17 protein-coding genes and 1 tRNA gene are annotated in these 20862 nt (G+C 42.4%); 15 read left to right on the top strand and 3 right to left on the bottom strand.

The window, feature by feature from the left end; genetic code table 11:
- Positions 1-78 precede the first annotated feature (78 nt).
- The 6 genes from C5Q96_RS04795 to C5Q96_RS04770 all read left to right on the top strand — a co-directional run bounded on the left by C5Q96_RS04795 (position 79) and on the right by C5Q96_RS04770 (position 5594).
- Positions 79-477, top strand: a complete 399-nt coding sequence (locus C5Q96_RS04795; RefSeq protein ID WP_106057270.1) for a DUF948 domain-containing protein — start codon at positions 79-81, stop codon at positions 475-477.
- Positions 478-551: 74 nt separating this feature from the next.
- Complete coding sequence (gene murA / locus C5Q96_RS04790; RefSeq protein WP_106057269.1) at positions 552-1835, top strand: UDP-N-acetylglucosamine 1-carboxyvinyltransferase; 1284 nt, start codon at positions 552-554, stop codon at positions 1833-1835.
- Positions 1828-3807 carry a fructose-1,6-bisphosphatase gene (locus tag C5Q96_RS04785; RefSeq protein ID WP_106057268.1) on the top strand — a complete coding sequence of 660 codons (1980 nt, stop codon included), beginning with the start codon at positions 1828-1830 and terminating at the stop codon, positions 3805-3807. The genes murA and C5Q96_RS04785 overlap by 8 nt, the downstream gene beginning before the upstream one ends.
- A gap of 175 nt (positions 3808-3982) precedes the next feature.
- Positions 3983-4816 (top strand): SDR family NAD(P)-dependent oxidoreductase, encoded by an 834-nt coding sequence (locus C5Q96_RS04780; protein WP_106057267.1) that lies wholly within the window; start codon positions 3983-3985, stop codon positions 4814-4816.
- Positions 4817-4883: 67 nt separating this feature from the next.
- A tRNA-Arg gene (locus tag C5Q96_RS04775) sits at positions 4884-4960 on the top strand.
- Positions 4961-5171: 211 nt separating this feature from the next.
- The gene (locus C5Q96_RS04770; protein ID WP_094234557.1) at positions 5172-5594 is read left to right on the top strand and encodes a sugar transporter; all 423 of its coding nucleotides are present in this window, start codon (positions 5172-5174) and stop codon (positions 5592-5594) included.
- 146 nt (positions 5595-5740) lie between these two features.
- On the opposite strand, the gene C5Q96_RS04765 is transcribed toward C5Q96_RS04770, so the two are convergent.
- On the bottom strand, positions 5741-6781 hold the full coding sequence (locus tag C5Q96_RS04765; protein WP_106057266.1) for a proline racemase family protein: 1041 nt from the start codon (positions 6779-6781) through the stop codon (positions 5741-5743).
- Positions 6782-7260: 479 nt separating this feature from the next.
- On the opposite strand from C5Q96_RS04765, the gene prdC reads away from it, so the two are divergent.
- The 7 genes from prdC (at position 7261) to C5Q96_RS04730 (ending at position 13846) form a co-directional block, all read left to right on the top strand.
- On the top strand, positions 7261-8607 hold the full coding sequence (gene prdC, locus C5Q96_RS04760) for a proline reductase-associated electron transfer protein PrdC (protein WP_106057265.1): 1347 nt from the start codon (positions 7261-7263) through the stop codon (positions 8605-8607).
- 110 nt (positions 8608-8717) lie between these two features.
- Positions 8718-10577 (top strand): D-proline reductase (dithiol) proprotein PrdA, encoded by a 1860-nt coding sequence (prdA, locus tag C5Q96_RS04755; RefSeq protein ID WP_106057264.1) that lies wholly within the window; start codon positions 8718-8720, stop codon positions 10575-10577.
- Between the two features lie 29 nt (positions 10578-10606).
- Positions 10607-10876 (top strand): CBO2463/CBO2479 domain-containing protein, encoded by a 270-nt coding sequence (locus C5Q96_RS04750; RefSeq protein ID WP_106057263.1) that lies wholly within the window; start codon positions 10607-10609, stop codon positions 10874-10876.
- An 18-nt stretch (positions 10877-10894) separates the two neighbouring features.
- Positions 10895-11620, top strand: a complete 726-nt coding sequence (gene prdB, locus C5Q96_RS04745) for a D-proline reductase (dithiol) protein PrdB (RefSeq protein ID WP_106057262.1) — start codon at positions 10895-10897, stop codon at positions 11618-11620.
- A gap of 176 nt (positions 11621-11796) precedes the next feature.
- Positions 11797-12564, top strand: a complete 768-nt coding sequence (gene prdD / locus C5Q96_RS04740) for a proline reductase cluster protein PrdD (protein WP_106057261.1) — start codon at positions 11797-11799, stop codon at positions 12562-12564.
- A 12-nt stretch (positions 12565-12576) separates the two neighbouring features.
- Positions 12577-13059 (top strand): glycine/sarcosine/betaine reductase component B subunit, encoded by a 483-nt coding sequence (locus C5Q96_RS04735; protein ID WP_106057260.1) that lies wholly within the window; start codon positions 12577-12579, stop codon positions 13057-13059.
- A gap of 199 nt (positions 13060-13258) precedes the next feature.
- Positions 13259-13846, top strand: a complete 588-nt coding sequence (locus tag C5Q96_RS04730) for a flavodoxin family protein (protein WP_158696690.1) — start codon at positions 13259-13261, stop codon at positions 13844-13846.
- 177 nt (positions 13847-14023) lie between these two features.
- On the opposite strand, the gene C5Q96_RS04725 is transcribed toward C5Q96_RS04730, so the two are convergent.
- Complete coding sequence (locus C5Q96_RS04725; RefSeq protein WP_205763985.1) at positions 14024-14923, bottom strand: permease; 900 nt, start codon at positions 14921-14923, stop codon at positions 14024-14026.
- Positions 14924-15173: 250 nt separating this feature from the next.
- Between C5Q96_RS04725 and C5Q96_RS04720 the strand changes: the two genes are divergently transcribed.
- Together C5Q96_RS04720 and C5Q96_RS04715 are read left to right on the top strand one after the other, a co-directional pair.
- Positions 15174-18779: a DNA polymerase III subunit alpha gene (locus C5Q96_RS04720; RefSeq protein WP_106057257.1), complete on the top strand. Its 3606-nt coding sequence runs from the start codon at positions 15174-15176 to the stop codon at positions 18777-18779.
- 22 nt (positions 18780-18801) lie between these two features.
- The gene (locus C5Q96_RS04715; protein ID WP_158696689.1) at positions 18802-19356 is read left to right on the top strand and encodes a flavodoxin domain-containing protein; all 555 of its coding nucleotides are present in this window, start codon (positions 18802-18804) and stop codon (positions 19354-19356) included.
- 121 nt (positions 19357-19477) lie between these two features.
- Here the strand turns inward: C5Q96_RS04715 and C5Q96_RS04710 are convergent, their stop codons facing one another.
- Complete coding sequence (locus C5Q96_RS04710) at positions 19478-20842, bottom strand: chorismate synthase (RefSeq protein WP_106057255.1); 1365 nt, start codon at positions 20840-20842, stop codon at positions 19478-19480.
- Positions 20843-20862: the final 20 nt, after the last annotated feature.

The raw sequence follows: 20862 nt of genomic DNA, 5'->3' as shown, positions 1-20862 counted from the left end.
CGTATATTTATAAGATTGAACATACAATATGCCTAAGGTATAATTTATATACTACCTAAAGAGTAGAAGGAGGGAATGATGAGAGTCTCATTAGATATCAAGCAGGCGGCAATATTGCTAGTGCTAATCGCACTTTTTATACTCATAATTTTCTTGATTAGATTGGCTATCAAGCTTGCTGACACGCTTAGAAACGTGGATGAGTTGCTAGCTGATACCAAGAGGATGACAACAATTGCAGCAGCTAGAACTGAACAGGTTGATGAGCAGATAGACCATGCGATTGACATGTTTACGAGTGTGAGCGATAAAATTAATGAGAACCGGTCTATTATTAGGACTGCAGGCAATGTAGGAACTGCCGCTGGTGCACTCAAGTCATTCAGCAGAAAGTCGAAGAAGCGTGCGAATAGATATGAGATGGACGAGATGAATTACGAGCGTCCTAACAGGATTCGCAAGAGAAAACGCAGATAACTATATAAGATAAGGCAATTATTTAAGAGGTGCTTTTCGGCATCTCTATATCTATTTATCAAGGAGAAATTTCAGTGGCAAAGATACTAGTTAACAATAGCGGACCTTTAGAAGGAGAGGTTAAAATTAGCGGAGCAAAGAATGCGGTTCTTCCGCTCATGGCAGCGACTCTGCTGACTCCAGACACATGTGTGATCGATGATGTCCCAGACCTGTCAGATGTAATGGTTATGCGCAAGATGCTCGAGAGCTTTGGAGCTGTCGTATCTATGTCTGATCCAGGTAAGCTGTCGGTCAATGCAGCTGAGATTACTACGGTTGAAGGAGATGCCGAGCTCGTGTCCCAGATGAGAGCTTCTACAATGGCTATGGGTCCACTTCTTGCAAGATGTGGCAAGGTCGTTATGCCGCTTCCAGGAGGATGCACTATCGGGAAGAGACCTATCGACCTTCACCTCAAAGGATTCAAAGCTCTTGGAGCAACCGTGACGGAGGACCTAGAGAATTCGAGTATCATAATCGAAGCACCGAAAGGCGGTCTTGTAGGTGATGCGATTTACCTTGATTTTCCTAGTGTTGGTGCGACAGAGAATATCTTGATGGCAGCAGCGCTTGCCAAGGGGCCTACTATTCTAGAGAATGCAGCCAAGGAACCTGAGATTGTCGATTTAGCCAATATGCTGAACAAGATGGGAGCGAAAATTAAAGGTGCCGGCACAGATACCATACGTATTACTGGAGTTGATGAGCTTTCAGGTGCGATTCACACCGTTATTCCGGATAGAATAGAATGTGGAACATTTATGCTAGCTGCTGCTATCACAAGGGGAAAGGTACTCATTAGAAACGGTATTCCTGGTCATGTAAGACCGATAATCGCCAAGCTAAAGGAATGCGGAGTTTCGGTAAATGTCGATGAAGAGGGCATCCTCGTAGATGCAACTAAGGGAAATCTCGTTGCGACTGATATCAAAACTCTGCCATATCCAGGTTTTCCGACAGATATTCAGTCACCTTTTATGGCATTTCTGACTACTGTCGAGGGAACTAGCGTCGTTAGAGAGACAGTTTTCGAAAATCGTTTTATGCACGTTGTTGAGCTTAATCGTATGGGTGCGGACATTTCTACAGATAACAGCAGAGAGGCGACGATTCCTGGAGGCAAGCAGCTTCATGGAGCAAAGGTTAGATCAACAGACCTTCGTGCGGGTGCGGCAATGGTACTTGCAGGATTAGTAGCAACTGGAACAACTGAAGTGAGTGAGATATATCATATCGAAAGAGGATATGAAGATTTTGTAGGAAAATTCAAGAGTCTAGGTGCAGACCTCATGAGAGTGGAGGAACACGATGTCTAACAATAAGTATCTCGAGATGCTAGCTCAGAAATATCCAAATCATCGCTCTGTCAATGCAGAAATTGTTAACCTTAGAGCGATTCTCGCCCTGCCGAAGGGGACAGAATACTTTCTAAGCGATCTTCACGGTGAATATGATGCGTTTCAGTACTTTGTGCGCAGTGCATCTGGTACTATCAAGATGAAAATCGATGAGAACTTTGGGGCGATTCTTAGCGCAACAGATAGAGAGCAATTAGCGGCGCTCATATACGATCCGATAAATGAACTTAAGAGAAGAGAGGCAAATGAAGCCGATTTTAATGCTTGGTGCTCTTCTGCTATTTATAGATTGATAATCATTTGCAGAGCAGTATCTAACAAGTATACCAGATCCAAGGTTAGAAGAATTCTTCCTGATAATACTGGTTATATTATGGATGAGCTGATGTTTGCAGATGATGATGATAACAGACAGAAATACTATCAAGAAATCATTGATTCAGTAATTGAATTTAAAATTGCCAAGACGCTGATCACTGAGATTGCTAATACGATAAGTGAACTGGCTGTCGATCACCTTCATATCATCGGAGATATCTTTGATAGAGGCCCTAAACCTCACAGGATTATGGACTTCCTCATGTCTAGACGGAGTGTGGACATTCAGTGGGGTAATCACGACGTTGTGTGGATGGGTGCAGCGTGCGGGAATAGACCGTGCATTGCAAATATCATTCGCATGAACGTTAGCTACAATAATTTCGATATGCTAGAGTATGGGTATGGCATCAATCTGCGTCCGCTAGCGACACGAGCGCAGCAGATTTATGGAGATGATCCTTGTACAGGTTTTATGCCTCATGTACTCGAAAAGAACAGATTTGACCCAATTCCTGAAGAGCTTGCAGCTAAGATGCACAAGATGATTGCGATTATCCAGTTCAAGGTTGAAGGTCAGACTATAATGAACCATCCGGAGTTCAAGCTTGATCACAGGTTGATGCTTGATAAGATTAATTTGGATGAGGGAACAGTTAATTGCTACGGAGAAGTTTATCCGATCAAGGATACGAACCTTCCTACTATCGACCCAGCAGATCCATACAAGCTAAGTCCTGAAGAGGAGGAGGTAATGGTTGCGCTTGAGGCATCTATAACTAATTCCAAGAAGCTACAGGAGCACATTAACTTTCTATATACTCACGGAGCTCTTTTTACAACATACAATGGCAACCTATTGTTCCATGGATGCATCCCATTTACGGAGGATGGCGATTTCATGGAAGTTACAATAGCTGGTAAGACAAACCATGGGGCAGGGCTCATGAGACAGCTTGACCAGGAACTAAGAGAAGTCTATTTCAATCCTAGATGCGAACTCGATAAGGCTGATGCTGCAAATCTAATGTGGTATCTCTGGCTCGGACCAGATTCGCCGCTGTTTGGAAAGGATAAGATGACTACCTTTGAGAGGCTCTTTATCGCAGATAAATCAACTCACAAGGAGCACACGGTTCCGTATTATAAGCTGATTAAGAATAAGGACATCTGCATCAAAATTATCCGTGACTTCGATCTTGACCCATCGAAAGGGATTATCCTCAATGGGCATGTTCCGGTTAAAATCAAGGACGGAGAAAGCCCAATCAAGGGAGAAGGTAAACTTATAGTTATCGACGGTGGTATTTCAAAGGCTTATCAGAAGACTACTGGAATTGCCGGATATACGTTTATATTTAACTCCTGGTTTATGGCGCTATCTGAACACGAACCATACCATCCGCTCCAGCCAGACGGTACGCAAGAGTTTAATAATCCTAATATCGTTACAACTCACACCCTTCCTGCTCGTATGCTTATTATAGATACGGACATAGGGAAGGTGCTGCAGTCTCAGATAGATGACCTTCAGCAGCTGAATGCTGAATTCCGCAAGGGAACCATCAAGGAAGTTTATCCGAAGAGGGGCAAATACTACTCTAAGAACTAGGCGATACTCGCTATGAAAGTGGAACCAAAGCTATTAAGTGTCGCTAATACTATTTATCGAAAGAAGGTGCTACTATGATTCGCATAATAAGCGTTGTGCTCGGCGGAATTTTATTTGCTCTATGCATTTACTATTTTATGTTGCTATACAAGAATAATAGGAGAAATAGATTCTAATGAATGTGCAGACCATTAGCATTCCCAATAAGAAGTGCGATAAGCCGTCCAGCGGACTAGCTTGCGTAACTGGTGCTAGCTCTGGTATAGGTGCGGAGTTTGCACGTCAGCTTGCAGCCGAAGGATATTCAATTATCTTGGTTGCAAGAAGAGAGGATAGGCTCGTTGACCTTGGTCAGGAACTCGCAAGCGATTACCGCGTAGAGTGTGAGTGTATAACAGCGGATTTATCAGATTTAAATGAATGCGAGAACCTTATTTCGCATCTCAAATCAAAGCGCGAGATGCCTTTAGACATACTCATCAATAATGCTGGTTTCGGAGCGGTGGGAAGATTTGATAAGAGCGATATTTCGAATGATTTAAACATGATAGATGTCAATGTTAAGGCTCTTCACTACATCGCACATCAGATGATGCCGCATTTTATAGAGCGGGATTATGGACATATCATCAACGTAGGGTCTGTTGCTGGACTTATGCCAGGAGGACCGTATATGGCGACGTACTATGCGACCAAATCCTATGTCGTATCTCTTACAAATGCACTTGCAGAAGAACTGAAACTCCTCGGTAGCCACGCCCAGGTTCATGCGCTCTGCCCAGGGCCGGTAAATACAGAGTTCAACGATGTTGCAAACGTGAAATTCTCGCTTAAGGGAATATCTGCGCGTGAATGTGTATCGTATTGCATAGACGAAGCGGATAAGGGCAAGATTATCATAGTTCCTAATATGATGGTTAAAGTAGCTGCAATTGCTTCAAAGTTTGTACCAAGAGAGATAGTACTCGGCATAGTGGCACGCAGTCAAAAAAGTAAAATTGAAAGATAAGCTTGTAAGACCATTGAATTTACTTGACAACAGCACTATACCATGTTAAATTGTTATAGTGCTTTGAGCGCCTATAGCGCAATTGGATAGAGCGTCACACTACGAATGTGAAGGTTCGGGGTTCGAGTCCCTGTGGGCGCACCACACAAAATACTGCAACTCAGCTGAGTTGCAGTATTTTGCTTTTTGTAGATGCAATACCATTCAATTTGATATTGATTATTTCAATTTTAAACCTCTAATAATAGAACATCTTCAAATAGATTTTACCTATAGGCAAATCTATTGAGATTAAATGCCGTAGGTGGTAATCTCTTTTACGTAATGAAAATGAAAATTTATGGAGGTGTATGTAATGTCAATTACAGCTGAAACAGCGCAAGCGCACAAGAATGACCCTGCGGTTCTATGCTGCAGAGCGGAGGAGGGAACTGAACTAACTCCGGCAAACTTTGAAGATCCGGCAATTTTTCCTGATCTAATTGATACTGGACTACTTAACATCGATGGAGCGCTTAAGCTTGGACAGGTGCTCAACGGATCGAAGCTAACTAAGACCGTTGATTCCCTAACTCCAATTACTCCAGACATTGTTGATAAATACGACGAAGAAGTCGATGAGGCTGCTGAAGAGACTGAAGAAGTGGCAGAAGCTGGCGCATTGACAGAACCTTCAATTGGTGGACAAGTACAGAACGTTAATATGTCAGTTGTTGGCGGCGTTGTTAAGCTCTATATCGGGGAGGGCAAAGACATCGCAATTGAGTTCCCAGTTTAGAACCATCATTTTTACCGCATAGATAGATTGATCAACTCCTTTGAGCCAGGCTTAGCCTGGCTCTTTATTTTAAATAAAGAGATGAAAAAATACGGGCTGACATTTGCCAGCCCGTATTTATTATGAGTATAAATCATATTTATATACTATTTAGGAACTACGAAACCCTTTCCTAGAGCATCGTCTGGATCGATGAACCAAGTAGCTTCTCCGCAGAGATATGCACCACCCTTTACCTGAGGTACGATTGCATCGAACTCGCCAACCTTTGTCTCGCTCTGAATCATGCCGTAGAACTTAGTTCCGATGAATGACTCGTAAACGAACTCCTTACCAACAGGAAGTTCTCCGAGTGCATGGAGCAGGGACATCTTAGCTGATGTACCAGTTCCGCATGGGGATCTGTCTAGCTGAGGGTCTGCAGGATCTCCGAATACTACGAGGTTACGTAGGTCTGCATCTGGGGTATCTGTTGTTGAGTAGTTCTCAACTAGGTCTACAGATGTGATATCTAGCTCAGGGTGCTGTATGGAAACGGTCTTGTTAACTTCCTGTAGCATGAAGCTTGAGAATCTTGTTAGGAAGCCAGCTGTGTCAGGGCCAACCTTGATTCCGAAGTTCTTCTCTGTATCAACAAGAGCGAAGAAAGAACCACCGAAGCAGATGTCGTATACAACGTCTTTGCCTTCGAATTCAACATGAAGATCTTTCTTATATCTGAATGAAGGAACGTTTGTTAGAGTTACACCGGTAACCTTGCCATCCTTAACATCAGCAACAGTTCTGATGATACCAGCTGGAGCTTCTAGAACAACCTCAGTCTGAGGCTCTTTCATCTCCATTAGACCACCTTCAAGGATTGCTGTTACAACACCGATTGTGCAGTGACCGCACATGTTGAGGTATCCGCCACCGTCCATGAAGAATACGCCGAAATCAGCTTCCTTATTGCAAGGCTCAACAACGAAAGCACCGAACATATCGTGGTGTCCACGAGGCTCGAACATGAGAGCGGTTCTTAGATAATCGTAGTGCTCTTCGAGGTAATGCTTTCTCTCAATCATTGTGTTTCCTTCTGTCTTTGGACAATCGAGAGCTACTCTGCAGTACTCACCTTCAGTGTGAGCCTCTATAGTTCTGATAGCGTCAGTGTACTTAGTGTAATCAATCTTAGCAGTTAGTGCCATATCATGTACCTCCTTAGGTTACATAAGTATAAAAATAAATAATTGCCACCTAAGTAAACTATAGAGCAGTAAATATTAAAAGTCAATAATATAACAAATGCATATTACCAAAATTAAAACACAGATGGTATGAGTGTTAGTTCAAATGCACTGAAACCATCTTGTTTTAACGAAAACGTTGTGAATTGATTATCAAGAAAATTCAATAAAGTTTTGATATCGATAGAAATTACTGATTAAAATATGTGACTAAATATGTGACTAAAAAAGCAGATATTGTATAACAAAGGATAAGATATGACAGAAAATTATCTATTGAAAAACTCAATAGATAATCTAACAATTATCATTGAAATAAATAAATCGTTATGTTATCATCAATCTAGAAAAGAGTGCGCATTACCTTTATTTGTGTGGCTTTTCGAACGATACGCATTAATGATTTGTAGAGTCAAAGATATTTAAGGAGAGACTGTGTCATGGAAAATTTGCAGATTTTGTTGAGACAGCATGTAGGTAAACCTTGTGCTCCAATTGTTAAAGTTGGTGACAAAGTTAAGAAGGGAACCCTCATTGCAGAACCAACAGGTCTCGGCGCAAATATCTTCTCCAGCGCTTACGGCGTTGTTGAAGAAATAACAGACGAGATGATTGTTATTAAGCCTGATGAAGAGCAGAAGGACGAGTTCGTTCCTATCGAAGAAGGAACTCCTCTTGAGATGGTTAGGGCTGCTGGAGTTGTAGGAATGGGCGGAGCTGGATTCCCTACTGCAGTTAAGCTAGATGCTCATTTTGAGGATGGTGGTTACATCCTTGTAAATGCTTCTGAGTGCGAGCCTGGACTAAAGCACAACATTCAGCAGATTGAGGAAGAACCAGAGAAGGTTATCCGTGGAGTAAAGCTCTGTATGGAAATCTCTGGAGCAGATAAGGCAATTATTGCTATTAAGAAGAAGAATCGTAAGGCTGTTGAAATCCTTGACGAATGTCTCAAGGATGAGCCAAATATCACTAGACATCTTCTACCAGACATCTACCCAATGGGTGAAGAAAGAGCTGTAGTAAGAGAATGTCTAGGTATTGAGCTAGAGCCAAGCCAGCTTCCATCAGCAGCAAAGTCTGTTGTAATCAACAGTGAGACTTGCTCAAGAGTAGCTGAGGCTGTAGATGAGAGAAAACCATCATTCCTAAAGCACCTCACAGTAAGAGGTAAGCTCAACGGAGGACACGATGCTCACGTATTTATGGACGTTCCAGTTGGAACAAGCGTTGGTGCTCTAATCGAGAGAGCTGGTGGAATTGATGGTGAGTATGGTGAAATCGTAATGGGTGGTGCCTTCACTGGTAAGTCAACAACATTAGATGCACCTATCACTAAGACAACAGGAGCTATCCTAGTTTCTATGCCATTCATGGATTTACACGGAGCAAGCATGGGAATCCTCGTTTGCGCATGTGGTGGTAACTATGAGAGAATGCAGGAACTTTGCAAGAAGTACAACGCAAAGGAAGTTTCTCACTGCTACTGCAAGCAGGCACAGGAAATGCCTAATGGTTCAAGAAAGTGCGAGAGACCAGGAAACTGCCCAGGTCAGGTATCAAACAACCTACAGTTCAAGAAGGATAAGTGTGAATACATTATTATCGGAAACTGCTCAGATTGTTCGAACACTGTAATGGCTTCTGGACCTAAGATGGGTCTAAAGGTAATTCACCAGACAGACCACATCATGAGAGCGGTTGATCATCCACTATATAGAACTCTGAGAGTTTCTAAGCAGGTTGATCAGGATCTTAACGTAGTAGATAACGTTGAGAACAACTAGTTGATATTTAATCCGAGTGCTTCATGTGCCCGATCGCATGAAGCACGGACGGAATAAATATATAAAATTTTGCATTTGCAAAGGCAATATTTTCAAGGAGGAAGATCGATATGTCAATCACAGCTGAAACAGCTAAACAACATGCGAACGACCCAGCGGTACTATGCTGCAGAGCAGAAGAGGGAACTGTTCTTGAGCCAGCTAACTTCGAAGATCCAGCAATTTTCCCAGATCTAATTGATTCTGGTCTGCTGAATGTCGATGGAGCTCTCAAGCTCGGTCAGGTACTAAACGGATCGAAACTAACTAAAACTGTTGATTCTTTAACTCCAATCACAGCAGACATCGTTGATAAGTACGATGCTGATGAGGTTGCAGAGGAAGAGGCTCCAGTTGCTGAGGCAGAGGAAGCTCCAGCTGCAGTTGCAGCTCCAGTTGCTCCAGTTGCTGCAGCAGCAGGAACAATTAAGCTACACATAGGAGAGGGAAAGAACATCGACATCGAGCTCCCAGCAGGACTTGGTGGCAGCGTTGTAGCTCCAGCTCAGGCAGTAGCAACAGCAGCTCCAGCAGTAGCAGCAGCTCCAGTTGAAGAGCATACTGAGACTGTTCTAAGAGAGATGACAAGAAAGCACTACAAGATCAACAAGGTTGTTCTTGGAGACGAGACTAAGATTGAGGGAGATACACTTTACGTTCGTAAGAGTGCAGCTACAGAGGGTGCTGAGGCACAGAAGCTAGTACAGTCCCTAGAGCTTAGCCTAATTACACCAGATAATTACCACGTTTACACAGAGACAGTAATGGATATCCAGCCAATCGCTACAAAGGCAGACTCCGATATGGGTCTTGGTGAGGGCGTTACTCAGGTTCTCGATGGCGTTGTAATGGTTGTAACTGGTGTTACAGAAGAAGGTGTTCAGGTTGGTGAGTTCGGTTCATCCGAGGGTTACATCGACGAGAACATGATGTGGGGTCGTCCAGGTGCTGTTGATAAGGGTGAGATCATGATCGTTGCTCACGCTGTTATCGACAACCTAAAGAACATGGAAAGACCAGGACCTATCGCAGTTCACACTGCTGTAGACCACGTAGTTTCTGAAATCAGAGAAGCAATGAGAAGAGACCTTAAGGATGTTACTCCTTCTGAGGAGCAAACACTTAAGCAGACAAGACACCCTGGAAAGAAGAAGGTTGTTATTGTTAAGGAAATCATGGGACAGGGTGCTATGCACGACAACTTCCTATTCCCTAACGATCCTGTAGGCGTACTTGGAGCTAAGCCAAACGTTGACCTAGGTAACGTTCCAGTAATGGCTAACCCACTCGAGGTACTCGATGGCTGCATCCACGCTTTAACTTGTATCGGACCTGCTTCAAAGGAAATGTCCAGACACTACTGGAGAGAGCCACTAGTTGTTGAGGCTGTACATGATGAGGATATTGACGTAGTAGGCGTTATCTTTGTTGGATCACCTCAGGCTAACTCCGACAAGTTCTACGTATCCAGAAGACTTGGTCAGATGGTTGAGTCCATGGGCGTTGACGGTGCATTTGTTACAACTGAAGGATTCGGAAACAACCACGTTGACTTCACTTCCCATATCGAGCAGATTGGTAAGAGAGGAATTCCAGTTGTTGGATTCTCATTCTGTGCTGTACAGGGTGCTCTAGTAACAGGAAACAAGTACTGCGATGCAATGATCGACAATAACAAGTCCATGTCCGGAATTGAGAACGAAGTTCTCGCTTGCAACACTCTCTGCACAGAGGATGCTATCCGTGGACTTGCTATGCTGAAGGCTAAGATGGCTGGTGAAGAGATTAAGGCTCCAGAGAGAGCATACAACGTAAATGTTAAGAACAACAACGTTGAGCTCATCGAGAAGGCTACTGGTACAAAGATTGATCTAGTAGAAAACGAGCAGTCACTTCCAATCAGTGAGAAGAGAAAGGAAAAGTACGACTAATCTTTGCTTGCGAAAGGTAGATATTACAGATGAATTACGGAGATAAGATAATCAAAGTTGAGGGAGTCATTACAGAGGTTCATGATGGGGGAATCTGCGTAGACATTAAAGGTCGACTAGGTGAACTCAAGGTGCCGATGAGGATGGTAATCTCGGATTATCCGCTACAGGTCGGACAGACGGTCGCTTGGAATATGAGCTTCATAGAACAAGAGGGACCAGAAGTTAACGAGAAGTACGTAAGTAATATCGACATTCTAAACAGACGTCGTGCTGAATACGCTGAAAAGCACAAATAACTAAGGAGGAAAAGACAAATGAGTATGACAGTTGTAAAAGGCTTACAATCTGAAATATTTGTTCCTATTACACCTAAGTCAGTATTTACACCAGTAACTAAGCCTCTCAATGAGATGACAGTTGCTCTTGCTACTGCTGCAGGTGTACACGTAAAGACAGATAAGAGATTCAACCTCGCTGGAGACTTCACTTGGAGAAAGATTCCAGATGATGTTCCATCAAGCGAGCTAATGGTAACACACGGTGGATACGATAACTCTGACGTAAATAAGGACATCAACTGCATGTTCCCTATCGACAGACTCCACGAGCTAAGAGACTCAGGTTTCATTAAGAACACTGCACCTACACATGCTGGATTCATGGGTGGTGGTGGAAACATCGAAAAGTTCACTAACGAGACAGGTCCAGAGATCGCTCAGATGCTAAAGGATGAGGATGTTGATGCAGCAATCCTCACAGCTGGATGAGGAACTTGCCACCGCTCTGCAACAATCGTGCAGAGAGCAATTGAGGCTGCTGGAATTCCAACAGTTATTATCGCAGCGCTTCCACCAGTTGTAAGACAGGCTGGATCTCCACGTGCGGCTGCTCCTATCGTACCTATGGGTGCTAACGCAGGTGCTCCACATGACGTAGAGATGCAGACAGCTATCGTAAAGTCAACACTAGAGCTTCTCGAGACAATCGAGACTCCAGGAAAGATCGTTCCACTGCCTTACGAGTATCACGCTGTAATCTAGTTCTTAATTAAATAGGACATCGGAAACGAAGACGGGGCAGATTTATATCTGCCCCTTTTTTCTAAAGGAAGTTCGAGAAATTCTTAACACATCATGCCACCTATTTCTAAGATTAATCGAACAGACTAGGAATTATTATGTAAATTATATATAAGCTAAAGTATTGAGGTATGCATATGAGTGTACAAGAAATTGATTTGAGAAGGCTTGTCATTAAGGCTTTTCATATGAATGACGTTGAGATGGGTGACCACAATAGCGTTGGGTATAACGGTATGATGACCGTATCCAAAGAGATTATCCCATCACTTCTAGAAAAATATGAAACACTTGATAATATAGATATTCAGGTAATTAAGCCGGGAGATCATGATAGATGGACTAATACTATCATGGATATCATCCCTATATCTGCAAAGGTGCTAGGAAAATGTGGAGAAGGTATCACTCATACATTAACAGGTGTATATGTGATGCTTACTGGTGTTGATACCGAGGGTAAACAGACACACGAGTTTGGGTCTTCAGAAGGTCAGCTTAGCGAACAGTTAGTTCTTGGCAGAGCTGGTACACCAGGTGAAGATGACTATATTATCTCATTTGATGTTACCTTTAAAAAGGATATGGGACAGGAAAGACACGGCTGTCTAGAAGCTCATCAAGCCTGTGATGACTTTATTCAGATATACAGAGAGCTGATGAAGAAATTTGACGGAAATAAAGCTACAGAGCGTCATGAGTACCATGACATCGCAAGACCAGGGCAGAAAAAGGTGCTAATTATCAGGCAGGTTGCTGGTCAGGGCGCTATGTACGACACATATCTGTTCCCAGATGAGCCGTCAGGCGCTCATGGTGGACGTTCTATTATAGAGATGAACAATATGCCTGTCTTCTTAACTCCAAATGAGTACAGAGACGGTGCTATCCGTTCAATGCAGTAAGGAGGTGCTGATATGGGAATTGGTCCTTCAACAAAAGAAACAAGCTTACATCACTTTAGAGATCCACTAGTAGATATAGTCGGTTCAGATTCGGGTATCGATCTAATGGGAGTTCTACTATTTGGTACATCTGATGATAACAAGGAGAAGCTTAGAAATAGCAAACGCGCTGCAATTATGGCAGAAGGTATGAGAGCTGATGGTGTAATCCTTACATCTGATGGATGGGGAAATAGTGACGTAGACTATACAAACTGCGTTGAAGAGCTCGGAGAGATGGGAATCCCGATGTCTGGGCTGAACTTCAGCGGAACTATGGCTACTTTCGTGGTTGAAAATGAGTATTTGCAAAATAATATCGTAGATATCAACAAGAACCCAGAAGGGCTTGAATCTAATATCGTAGGTGAGAACAACATGACAGCTGACGATGTTAAGAAGGCACTTATGATTCTTAAAATACGCATGAAGGAAAAAGAACTCAAAAACAGATAGTAAAGTGTTGGTATCATTAATATGATATAATAGCGACAAGGGATGACGGGGAATTCCGACATCCCTTGTTTTATAGTTATGAATACTAATAAAAGCGCTATACATTTGATTAGCAACAGAGTATAAGCTAATATAAGGAGAAGGAGATAAAGCGTGAGCCAATAATAAGTAACTGGCTATATCGCAAGACATGAGTCATATGAGAAATCCAAATAGACAGGCGGCAAAGAGGCGTGCTACACAATCAGAGAATTCAGACACTATACTAATCTATAATTCTAGCAATGGTGCCACAGAGAAGTATGCAGAATGGATAGCAGAAGCACTAGACTGCGATGTGATGAAATATTCACGTGCTAAACTAGGATATGCTTCGATGTATAAAAATATAATATTTGGTAGCTGGATTAGGGGTGGTGAGATAACACGATTTAATATGCTTCGCGCAAACCTATCAAATTTTGGTATAGATAATAATAACCTTATCGTATTTGCAACTGGTGTTATTGAGCCGACAGATGAGTATAGGACCTTTGTAAAAGGGCTTAATGGTTGTAAACAGCTGCCGGATGATTGTTTTTATATGCTTCCAGGAAAATATAATTCAAAAGATTGCAAGAGTGCAGATAAGATTGCACTAAAAGCTATGGGAGAAAAGATATTTGTTCCAGTGCATGATGATCAAGTTCAAGATGCAAAGGAAAGATTTGAAAATGGCTATGACGGAATTGATCATGAGGCAATTCTCCCTATCCTTGAGAAGGTGCGTGAATTTAGGGGAGCGTAGATATAAAAGGTTCTGTGATACAGGAATTAGTAGATATAGAAGTGCTGTAATTCAGTGAGTACGAGACTGAAATATTATTGATGATAGAGCCTATAGATTAGCAGGTACTAAAATATTAAATACATAAAAAAGGTCTCCATCTGGAGACCTTTTGCGATTTCTTATTGTGCTTACCAATTAAGCTTTCTTTTTATCAGCAAGAGCATCCTTACCAAACATGAATGCTGTGAAGTATACAACTACGATAACAACCTTAAGAAGTACATCTATTGGCATCTTCTTTACTAGGAAGTATGCGATGCAAACACCAATTACACCACCTACCATCTGGCAAAGTGTGCAAACCATGTCGAATCTGTTTTCCTTGATGAACTTAGGTCCATTACCAAATGCCATTAGGTATGCGCAAGATCCCATCATGATTGGGAATGCAGCTCCAATGTTCATTCCGAGAACGGAGATAAGTGCTAAGCAAGGAGCATATAGACCTACACCGATATTCATAAGTGCGCCTAGGAAGAAGTTAATAACTACAGCGATTACCAGCTTAGCTCCGTGAAGAGCAGTTGCAGTTCCAACTAGTCCGAAAGGTCCAATATTAGCAGTCTTGCAAGCCATTACAGTTCCTAGGATAAGTAGACCAACGCACATTCCGATACGAACCTTGTGCTGATCCCACTTTGTAACGAATCCAGCTCCTACGAATGCACCTAGTACAGCTGCGACAAGCATGGATACAAGTGTTAGAGTATCAATATCAACAAATCCGAAGAATAGGAATGCCTCTAGAAGTACAGGGAGAGTATCTCCAACGTTTAGAGTTCCAGGGATATAAATGTCCTTGATGGACCCTCTGATCTTAAAGAGTGCGCAAGATGTAGCATATGAACCGATTCCTAGTGTGTCGAAGAAGTTAGCAACAACGCCGACCATAGCGTTCCAAGGTGCAAATTTCTTCTGCTCAGCCCATTCAGCCTTACCTTCTTCTGTTGCTAGGTTAGCTTTTACCTTTAGTAGTGTTAGCGCAATACAGAGAACCATTCCGATCACGCATAGACCTTTTAGTGCATATAACATAATAACCTCCATACGTTTAAAAAACGATGTAAAAAAGATAATTCCTACAGACTCCCGATCGTCTGTTCTTGAGTTCATTATATTGGTTTGACATATGTTTGTCAATAATATAGCGATAATATGTTATTATTATGAAGATATTGATATTTAGCTATTTTCGGGTTATTGTGATACAATTTACTGACTGAAAGAAAAATTATTTTTAATATATTATTTATTAATTAATATATTTATTAGTAAAGAGGTAGAGATGGCATTTACACACTTACATGTTCACTCAGAATACAGTTTGCTAGACGGAATGTCCAAGATTAACAAAGCACCAGAATATGTGAAGAGTTTAGGAATGGACTCCTTGGCTATAACCGATCATGGTGTTATGTTCGGTATTATCGACTTTTATAAATCCTGCAAAAAATCAGGCATTAAGCCAATTATCGGCTGTGAAGTTTATGTTGCTCCGAGAACTCGCTTTGATAAGGACCCTGATCGTGACAGGAATATGAATCACCTCATACTGCTTGCGGAGAACATGATTGGATATAAAAATCTAACTAAACTCGTGTCAGCTGCATTTACAGAGGGATTTTATTTTAAGCCGAGAGTAGATAAGGAGTTGCTGCGCGAGCATAGCGAAGGAATAATTTGCCTTTCCGCTTGTCTAGCTGGTGCAATTCCAAGAAAGATATTAAATGGTGATTACTCTGGTGCGAAGGCAGAGGCGCTTGAGTTACGCGATATATTTGGAAAAGACAATTTCTATTTGGAGATACAAAATCACTTTCTAGATGATGATAAGCCAGCTACTCAGGGACTCGTTAAACTTGCAGAGGATATCGGTGCGCCACTGGTTGCTACTAATGATGCACATTATATAAAGAGGAGCGATGCTAAGGCTCACGATGTGCTTCTTGCAATCCAGACAGGATCAACGGTTGACGATGAAAATCGAATGAGATTTGCGAACGATGAATTTTATCTTAAGAGCGAGTCCGAGATGATGGAACTTTTTCCAGATCACCCGGAAGCTATAGAAAATTCACACAAGATTGCGGAGCGCTGCAATGTAGAGTTTGAGTTCGGCGAATATCACCTACCAGAATTCGTACCACCAGAGGGAATGACTAACAAAGATTATCTCAGGAATCTTTGTTACGATGGGCTTGAGAGAAGATATGGTAGCGAAGCTCTTCAGGATGAATCCATATATCGTACCAGGCTAGAGAGTGAGCTCGAGGTGATCGAGAAGATGGGGTATGTCGAGTACTTTCTAATCGTATGGGACTTTATTCATTATGCCAAGAGCAATGATATCCCCGTTGGACCTGGCAGAGGTTCAGCGGCGGGAAGCATAGTGGCATACAGCCTGGCAATCACCGAGATAGAACCTATTAAGTATAATCTAATCTTTGAGAGATTCTTAAATCCTGAGCGAGTAAGCATGCCCGACATAGACGTCGACTTCTGCATCGATAGAAGACAGGAGGTCATTGACTATGTTGTTCAAAAGTATGGAAAAGACAAGGTGTCGCAGATTATCACTTTTGGAACGCTTAAGGCGAAGGCTGCCGTGCGTGATGTAGGTAGGGCGCTCAATGCGAGCTATGCGGAGGCTGATTCAATTGCGAAAGCGATTCCGGCAGAACTTGGTATGACTATCAGCAAGGCTCTCGATATCAATCGCGATCTCAGGGCGAGATACGAAACTGAGCCTCTTGTAAAAAATATCCTCGACATGTCGATGGCAGTTGAGGGTATGCCACGCCATTCCTCGACGCATGCCGCAGGAATTGTAATCAGCAAGATGCCTCTCGATGAATATGTTCCTCTATATATGTCGGATAAGGGGCTAGCTACTCAGTTTAACATGACGACGATTGAGGAGCTGGGGCTTCTGAAGATGGATTTCCTTGGACTTAGAAACCTTACCATGATTAATGAAGCTATTCAGCTAATCAAGGAGAATCATGGTGTAGAGATTGATTTCAGCAAGATGGATTACGATGATCCAGCTGTGTATGAGATGATTTCAAAGGGCAACACACAGGGAATATTCCAGCTTGAAAGTGCTGGTATGACCGAGTTTATGAAGAACTTGAACCCATCTTGCTTTGAAGATATAGTAGCCGGAATCTCACTATATAGACCGGGTCCGATGGACTCGATTCCAAAGTATATAGAAAATAAAAAGAATCCAGAGAAAGTCAAGTATGTTGATCCTCACTTGGAGCCAATTCTTAACGTGACTTATGGATGCATGGTTTATCAAGAACAAGTAATGCAGATTGTGCGTGAACTTGGAGGATATTCATTTGGTAGATCTGACCTCGTGCGTCGTGCTATGTCCAAAAAGAAGATGAGTGTCATGCTGGAGGAGAAGAAATACTTTATCCACGGCAAGGACGATTCCGACGGAACACCGGCAATTGCTGGCTGCGTGGCAAATGGCATACCTGAGAGGGCAGCAGAGGCTATATTTGACGATATGGTTAGCTTTGCCGAGTATGCTTTTAATAAATCCCATGCTGCAGCTTATGCTGTTGTATCTTATGAGACCGCTTATCTCAAGGCACATTATCCTGTAGAATTCATGGCGGCTCTTATGTCAAGTGTGATGGGAGAGCCTCGGCACATCGCGGCGTACATCAGGAACTGCAAAGAGCTTGGAATCGAAGTGCTACCTCCTTCAGTCCTGCATAGCAGGAGAAAATTTATCGCCAAGGATGGCAAGATCAGATTTGGACTATTAGCTATTAAGAACGTTGGAAGCAGTATAGTTGATGCGATAGTCGAAGGAAGAAGAGGGCGTGATATAGATAATTTATACGATTTTATCAAGTCTATTGAACCATCAGAGCTGAATAAAAAGGCTATAGAGTGCCTTATCAAGGCTGGCGCGATGGATGAATTTACGCAAAATAGAGCCGCGCTTCTCGCTATAAGTGACGATGCCGTCGGAGCAGCCCAGAGTAGTGCTCGCAGAGTTTCTAAGGATCAGATTTCTCTGCTCCAGCTCGATTCCGATATCATGGAAGATGTCAAGACTGCACCAGAGCTTCCTAATATACAGAATTTCGATAAAGCACATCTTCTCGCCATGGAGAAGGAGATGATGGGCGTATACCTGTCTGGACATCCACTCGACAAGTATCGTGATTTGATAGATGAGAATATAACTGCGAATACCGCAGAAATATTTGATTCCAATCTCAGCGGTGATGGTGAGACTGAGTCTGAGTTCATAGAGGAGAGATCATCTGGAAGTAATCGCTTTAATGACGGCGACACAGTTATAATGGCTGGTATGGTTGGGGATTTACGCCGCATGATAACAAAGTCTAACCAGGAGATGGCTAGACTTACTATCGAAGATTATTACGGTGTAATAACTGCGATTGTATTCCCTAGAGATTATGCGAAGGCAAAATACGTGTTAGAAAACGATGCTATCGTCGCTATCAAAGGCACGCTAAGCTTCAAAGAGGATTCAGACCCAGAGATCTTAGTAAATAAAGTGACTGAAATAGAGCGAATCAGTGAGTTCAAAGACCAGGGTAGAAATGATTATAATCGCACTAGCATGAGAAACTATTCGCGAAGTAAAGCGAAGACCGAACCGTTACGTGAAAAGCAGTATCTCAAGTTGAGAGTCAGTCAAGAACTGTCTGATATGCTCGGAAATGATGAAATTCAGCAGAGAATACTGGGAGCTGTATCAGCACACAGAGGAGACACGGATATGCTAATATATTTGCCAGGGCAAAAGCCACTTAAATCAGCAAATGGTGTGGATATCGATGAAAATTTACTGATTGAATTAGAGCAGCTTCTCGGAAAAGAGAACGTAAAGCATTAAAATAGATTTGTGAGGAATAGTTTTGATTAAAAAAGCAATAGTAATATACAATTCAAAACGTGGCTCGACTAAGCAGTATGCAGAGTGGATTGCCGGTGAGTTAGGATGCACATCGGTATCTCTAGAGAATCTTGACTATAGTTCACTTGGGCAGTTCGATGTCGTGATTTTCGGTAGCTGGTTAAGGGGGAGTGGAATAGTTGGATTTGACAAGTTCAGAAAGCAGATTGCGTATTGTGCTGACAAGCTGATAATTTTTGTAACGGGAATTTCCGAGTACAATCCACAGAACTATCAGCAGATATGTGAGATCAACTTCAAAGACGGAATAAACATGCAGAACACGCTCCTATATTTTTGCCCAGGCAGATATGTGCCGAGCGAAGTCAAGGGACTGGATAAGTTTCTCATGGCAATTTCAAAAAAAGTGCTTATATCAGGGGCTACCGATAGGGCATCGTCGTCAGCAGCTAGTACTATGGTAGATGCTATAGAAAATGGAGTAGATAACGTGGATAGGCGTTATACTGAGCAGGTGCTAAGGGCAGCGCGAAAGAAACTAAAGGATGAGTCTTAGGACCCATCCTTTTCCCTTTAATATCACAATATTATAGATTAAAAATTCTGTATTAACGCTTGAATTCAAGTGGAAAGGTGATTAGATTTTCAGTATATTTAATAAAGTATCAAGTATGTAGTTACTTTAAGAACTTTTCCTGATGTTTACAGCTTGCTCTGATAATTGCCTTAAATATTTCTTCGTTTAAATCTGCTAGGTCATCGATGGAAAGGAACTGTATCCTCTTCAGTAATGATGCCTCTCTATTTGAATCAATTATTCCAAGATTATTTTCTTTCTTGTATGCGGCAACTGATTCGGCAATTTGCAGTCTACGTTCTATTAAGTTTAGCAGCTGCAAATCTATCTCATCAATCGATGATCTAAGATGTGAGAGGTCGTCGGAAGCGAGACCGAAGCTGCTAGCTGAAGTAGGTGATGCCGTCGTCAGTCCCTTTGATTTTTTAGAAGCTGCAGATGAAACAGCTTTTTCTGTCAAAACTAGATCAGCTATCACAACTGCAGCGGCAGCCTCCACGCAAGGGACGGCCCTCGGCACTATGCATGGATCATGCCTGCCTTGAACTTCGATTACAGCCTCCTCTGTACTATCGTATACTATGGTCCTCTGCGACCTTGCAATAGATGGTGTCGGTTTTATTGCCACGCGGAACTCTATATCCATACCGTCGCTTATTCCACCCAGTATGCCGCCACAGTTATTTGTTCGGGTGCACACCGTGTCATTCTCATCGTAGTAAAATTCATCGTTATTTTCACTTCCGTACATACGTGTCGATTCAAAGCCAGCACCAAATTCGATGCCCTTGACCGCAGGTATCGCATATACTATTTCTGCAATTCGGCCTTCAAGTCCTTCGAATAACGGTCCGCCGTATCCAGCATCTAATCCACTTATGGTGCATGAAATCGTTCCACCGACTGAATCCCTAAGTACTTGAGCTTTTTTTATCTCGGATAGAGGATCTTCTGCATTTCCATGAATATCGTGGATTGAAGCGTGAATATAAATTCCTCTCTCCGCAAGTAGCTGCTTGCAAATTCCGCCTGCTATACATAGCGGTGCAGTCATGCGGCCAGAGAATGCTCCGCCGCCTCGTGAGTCCTCCAATCCACCGTACTTTACGTGTGCTGTGTAATCGGCGTGCCCAGGTCTAGGTGTATTCGCTATCTTTGAATAATCTGAGGATTTCACATCTCTATTGTAGATTATCGCCTTTATCTCAGATCCATCTGTAGTAAGGTTTCTTGAATTTCGAGAACTCCCAGATTTTAGACCGCTCACAAACTTAGGGATATCAGGTTCTTTGCGGCTAGTCGAAAGGGGACTATTTCCAGGAGCCCTTCGTGCCATAAACTCCTGCAAGACATCAAGATTGATATTAGCTTCTGAAGGAATTCCAGATAGTGTCATTCCAATCGATTGGCCGTGTGATGTGCCGAATATTGATAATGTGAGTGTTTGACCTTTATAGATAGACATTTGTCCTCCTATGGCATAGG

Source organism: Mogibacterium diversum (assembly GCF_002998925.1).
Lineage (GTDB): Bacteria > Bacillota > Clostridia > Peptostreptococcales > Anaerovoracaceae > Mogibacterium > Mogibacterium diversum.
Note: the sequence above shows the minus strand (reverse complement) of the source record. Positions and strands in the feature narration are given on the sequence as shown.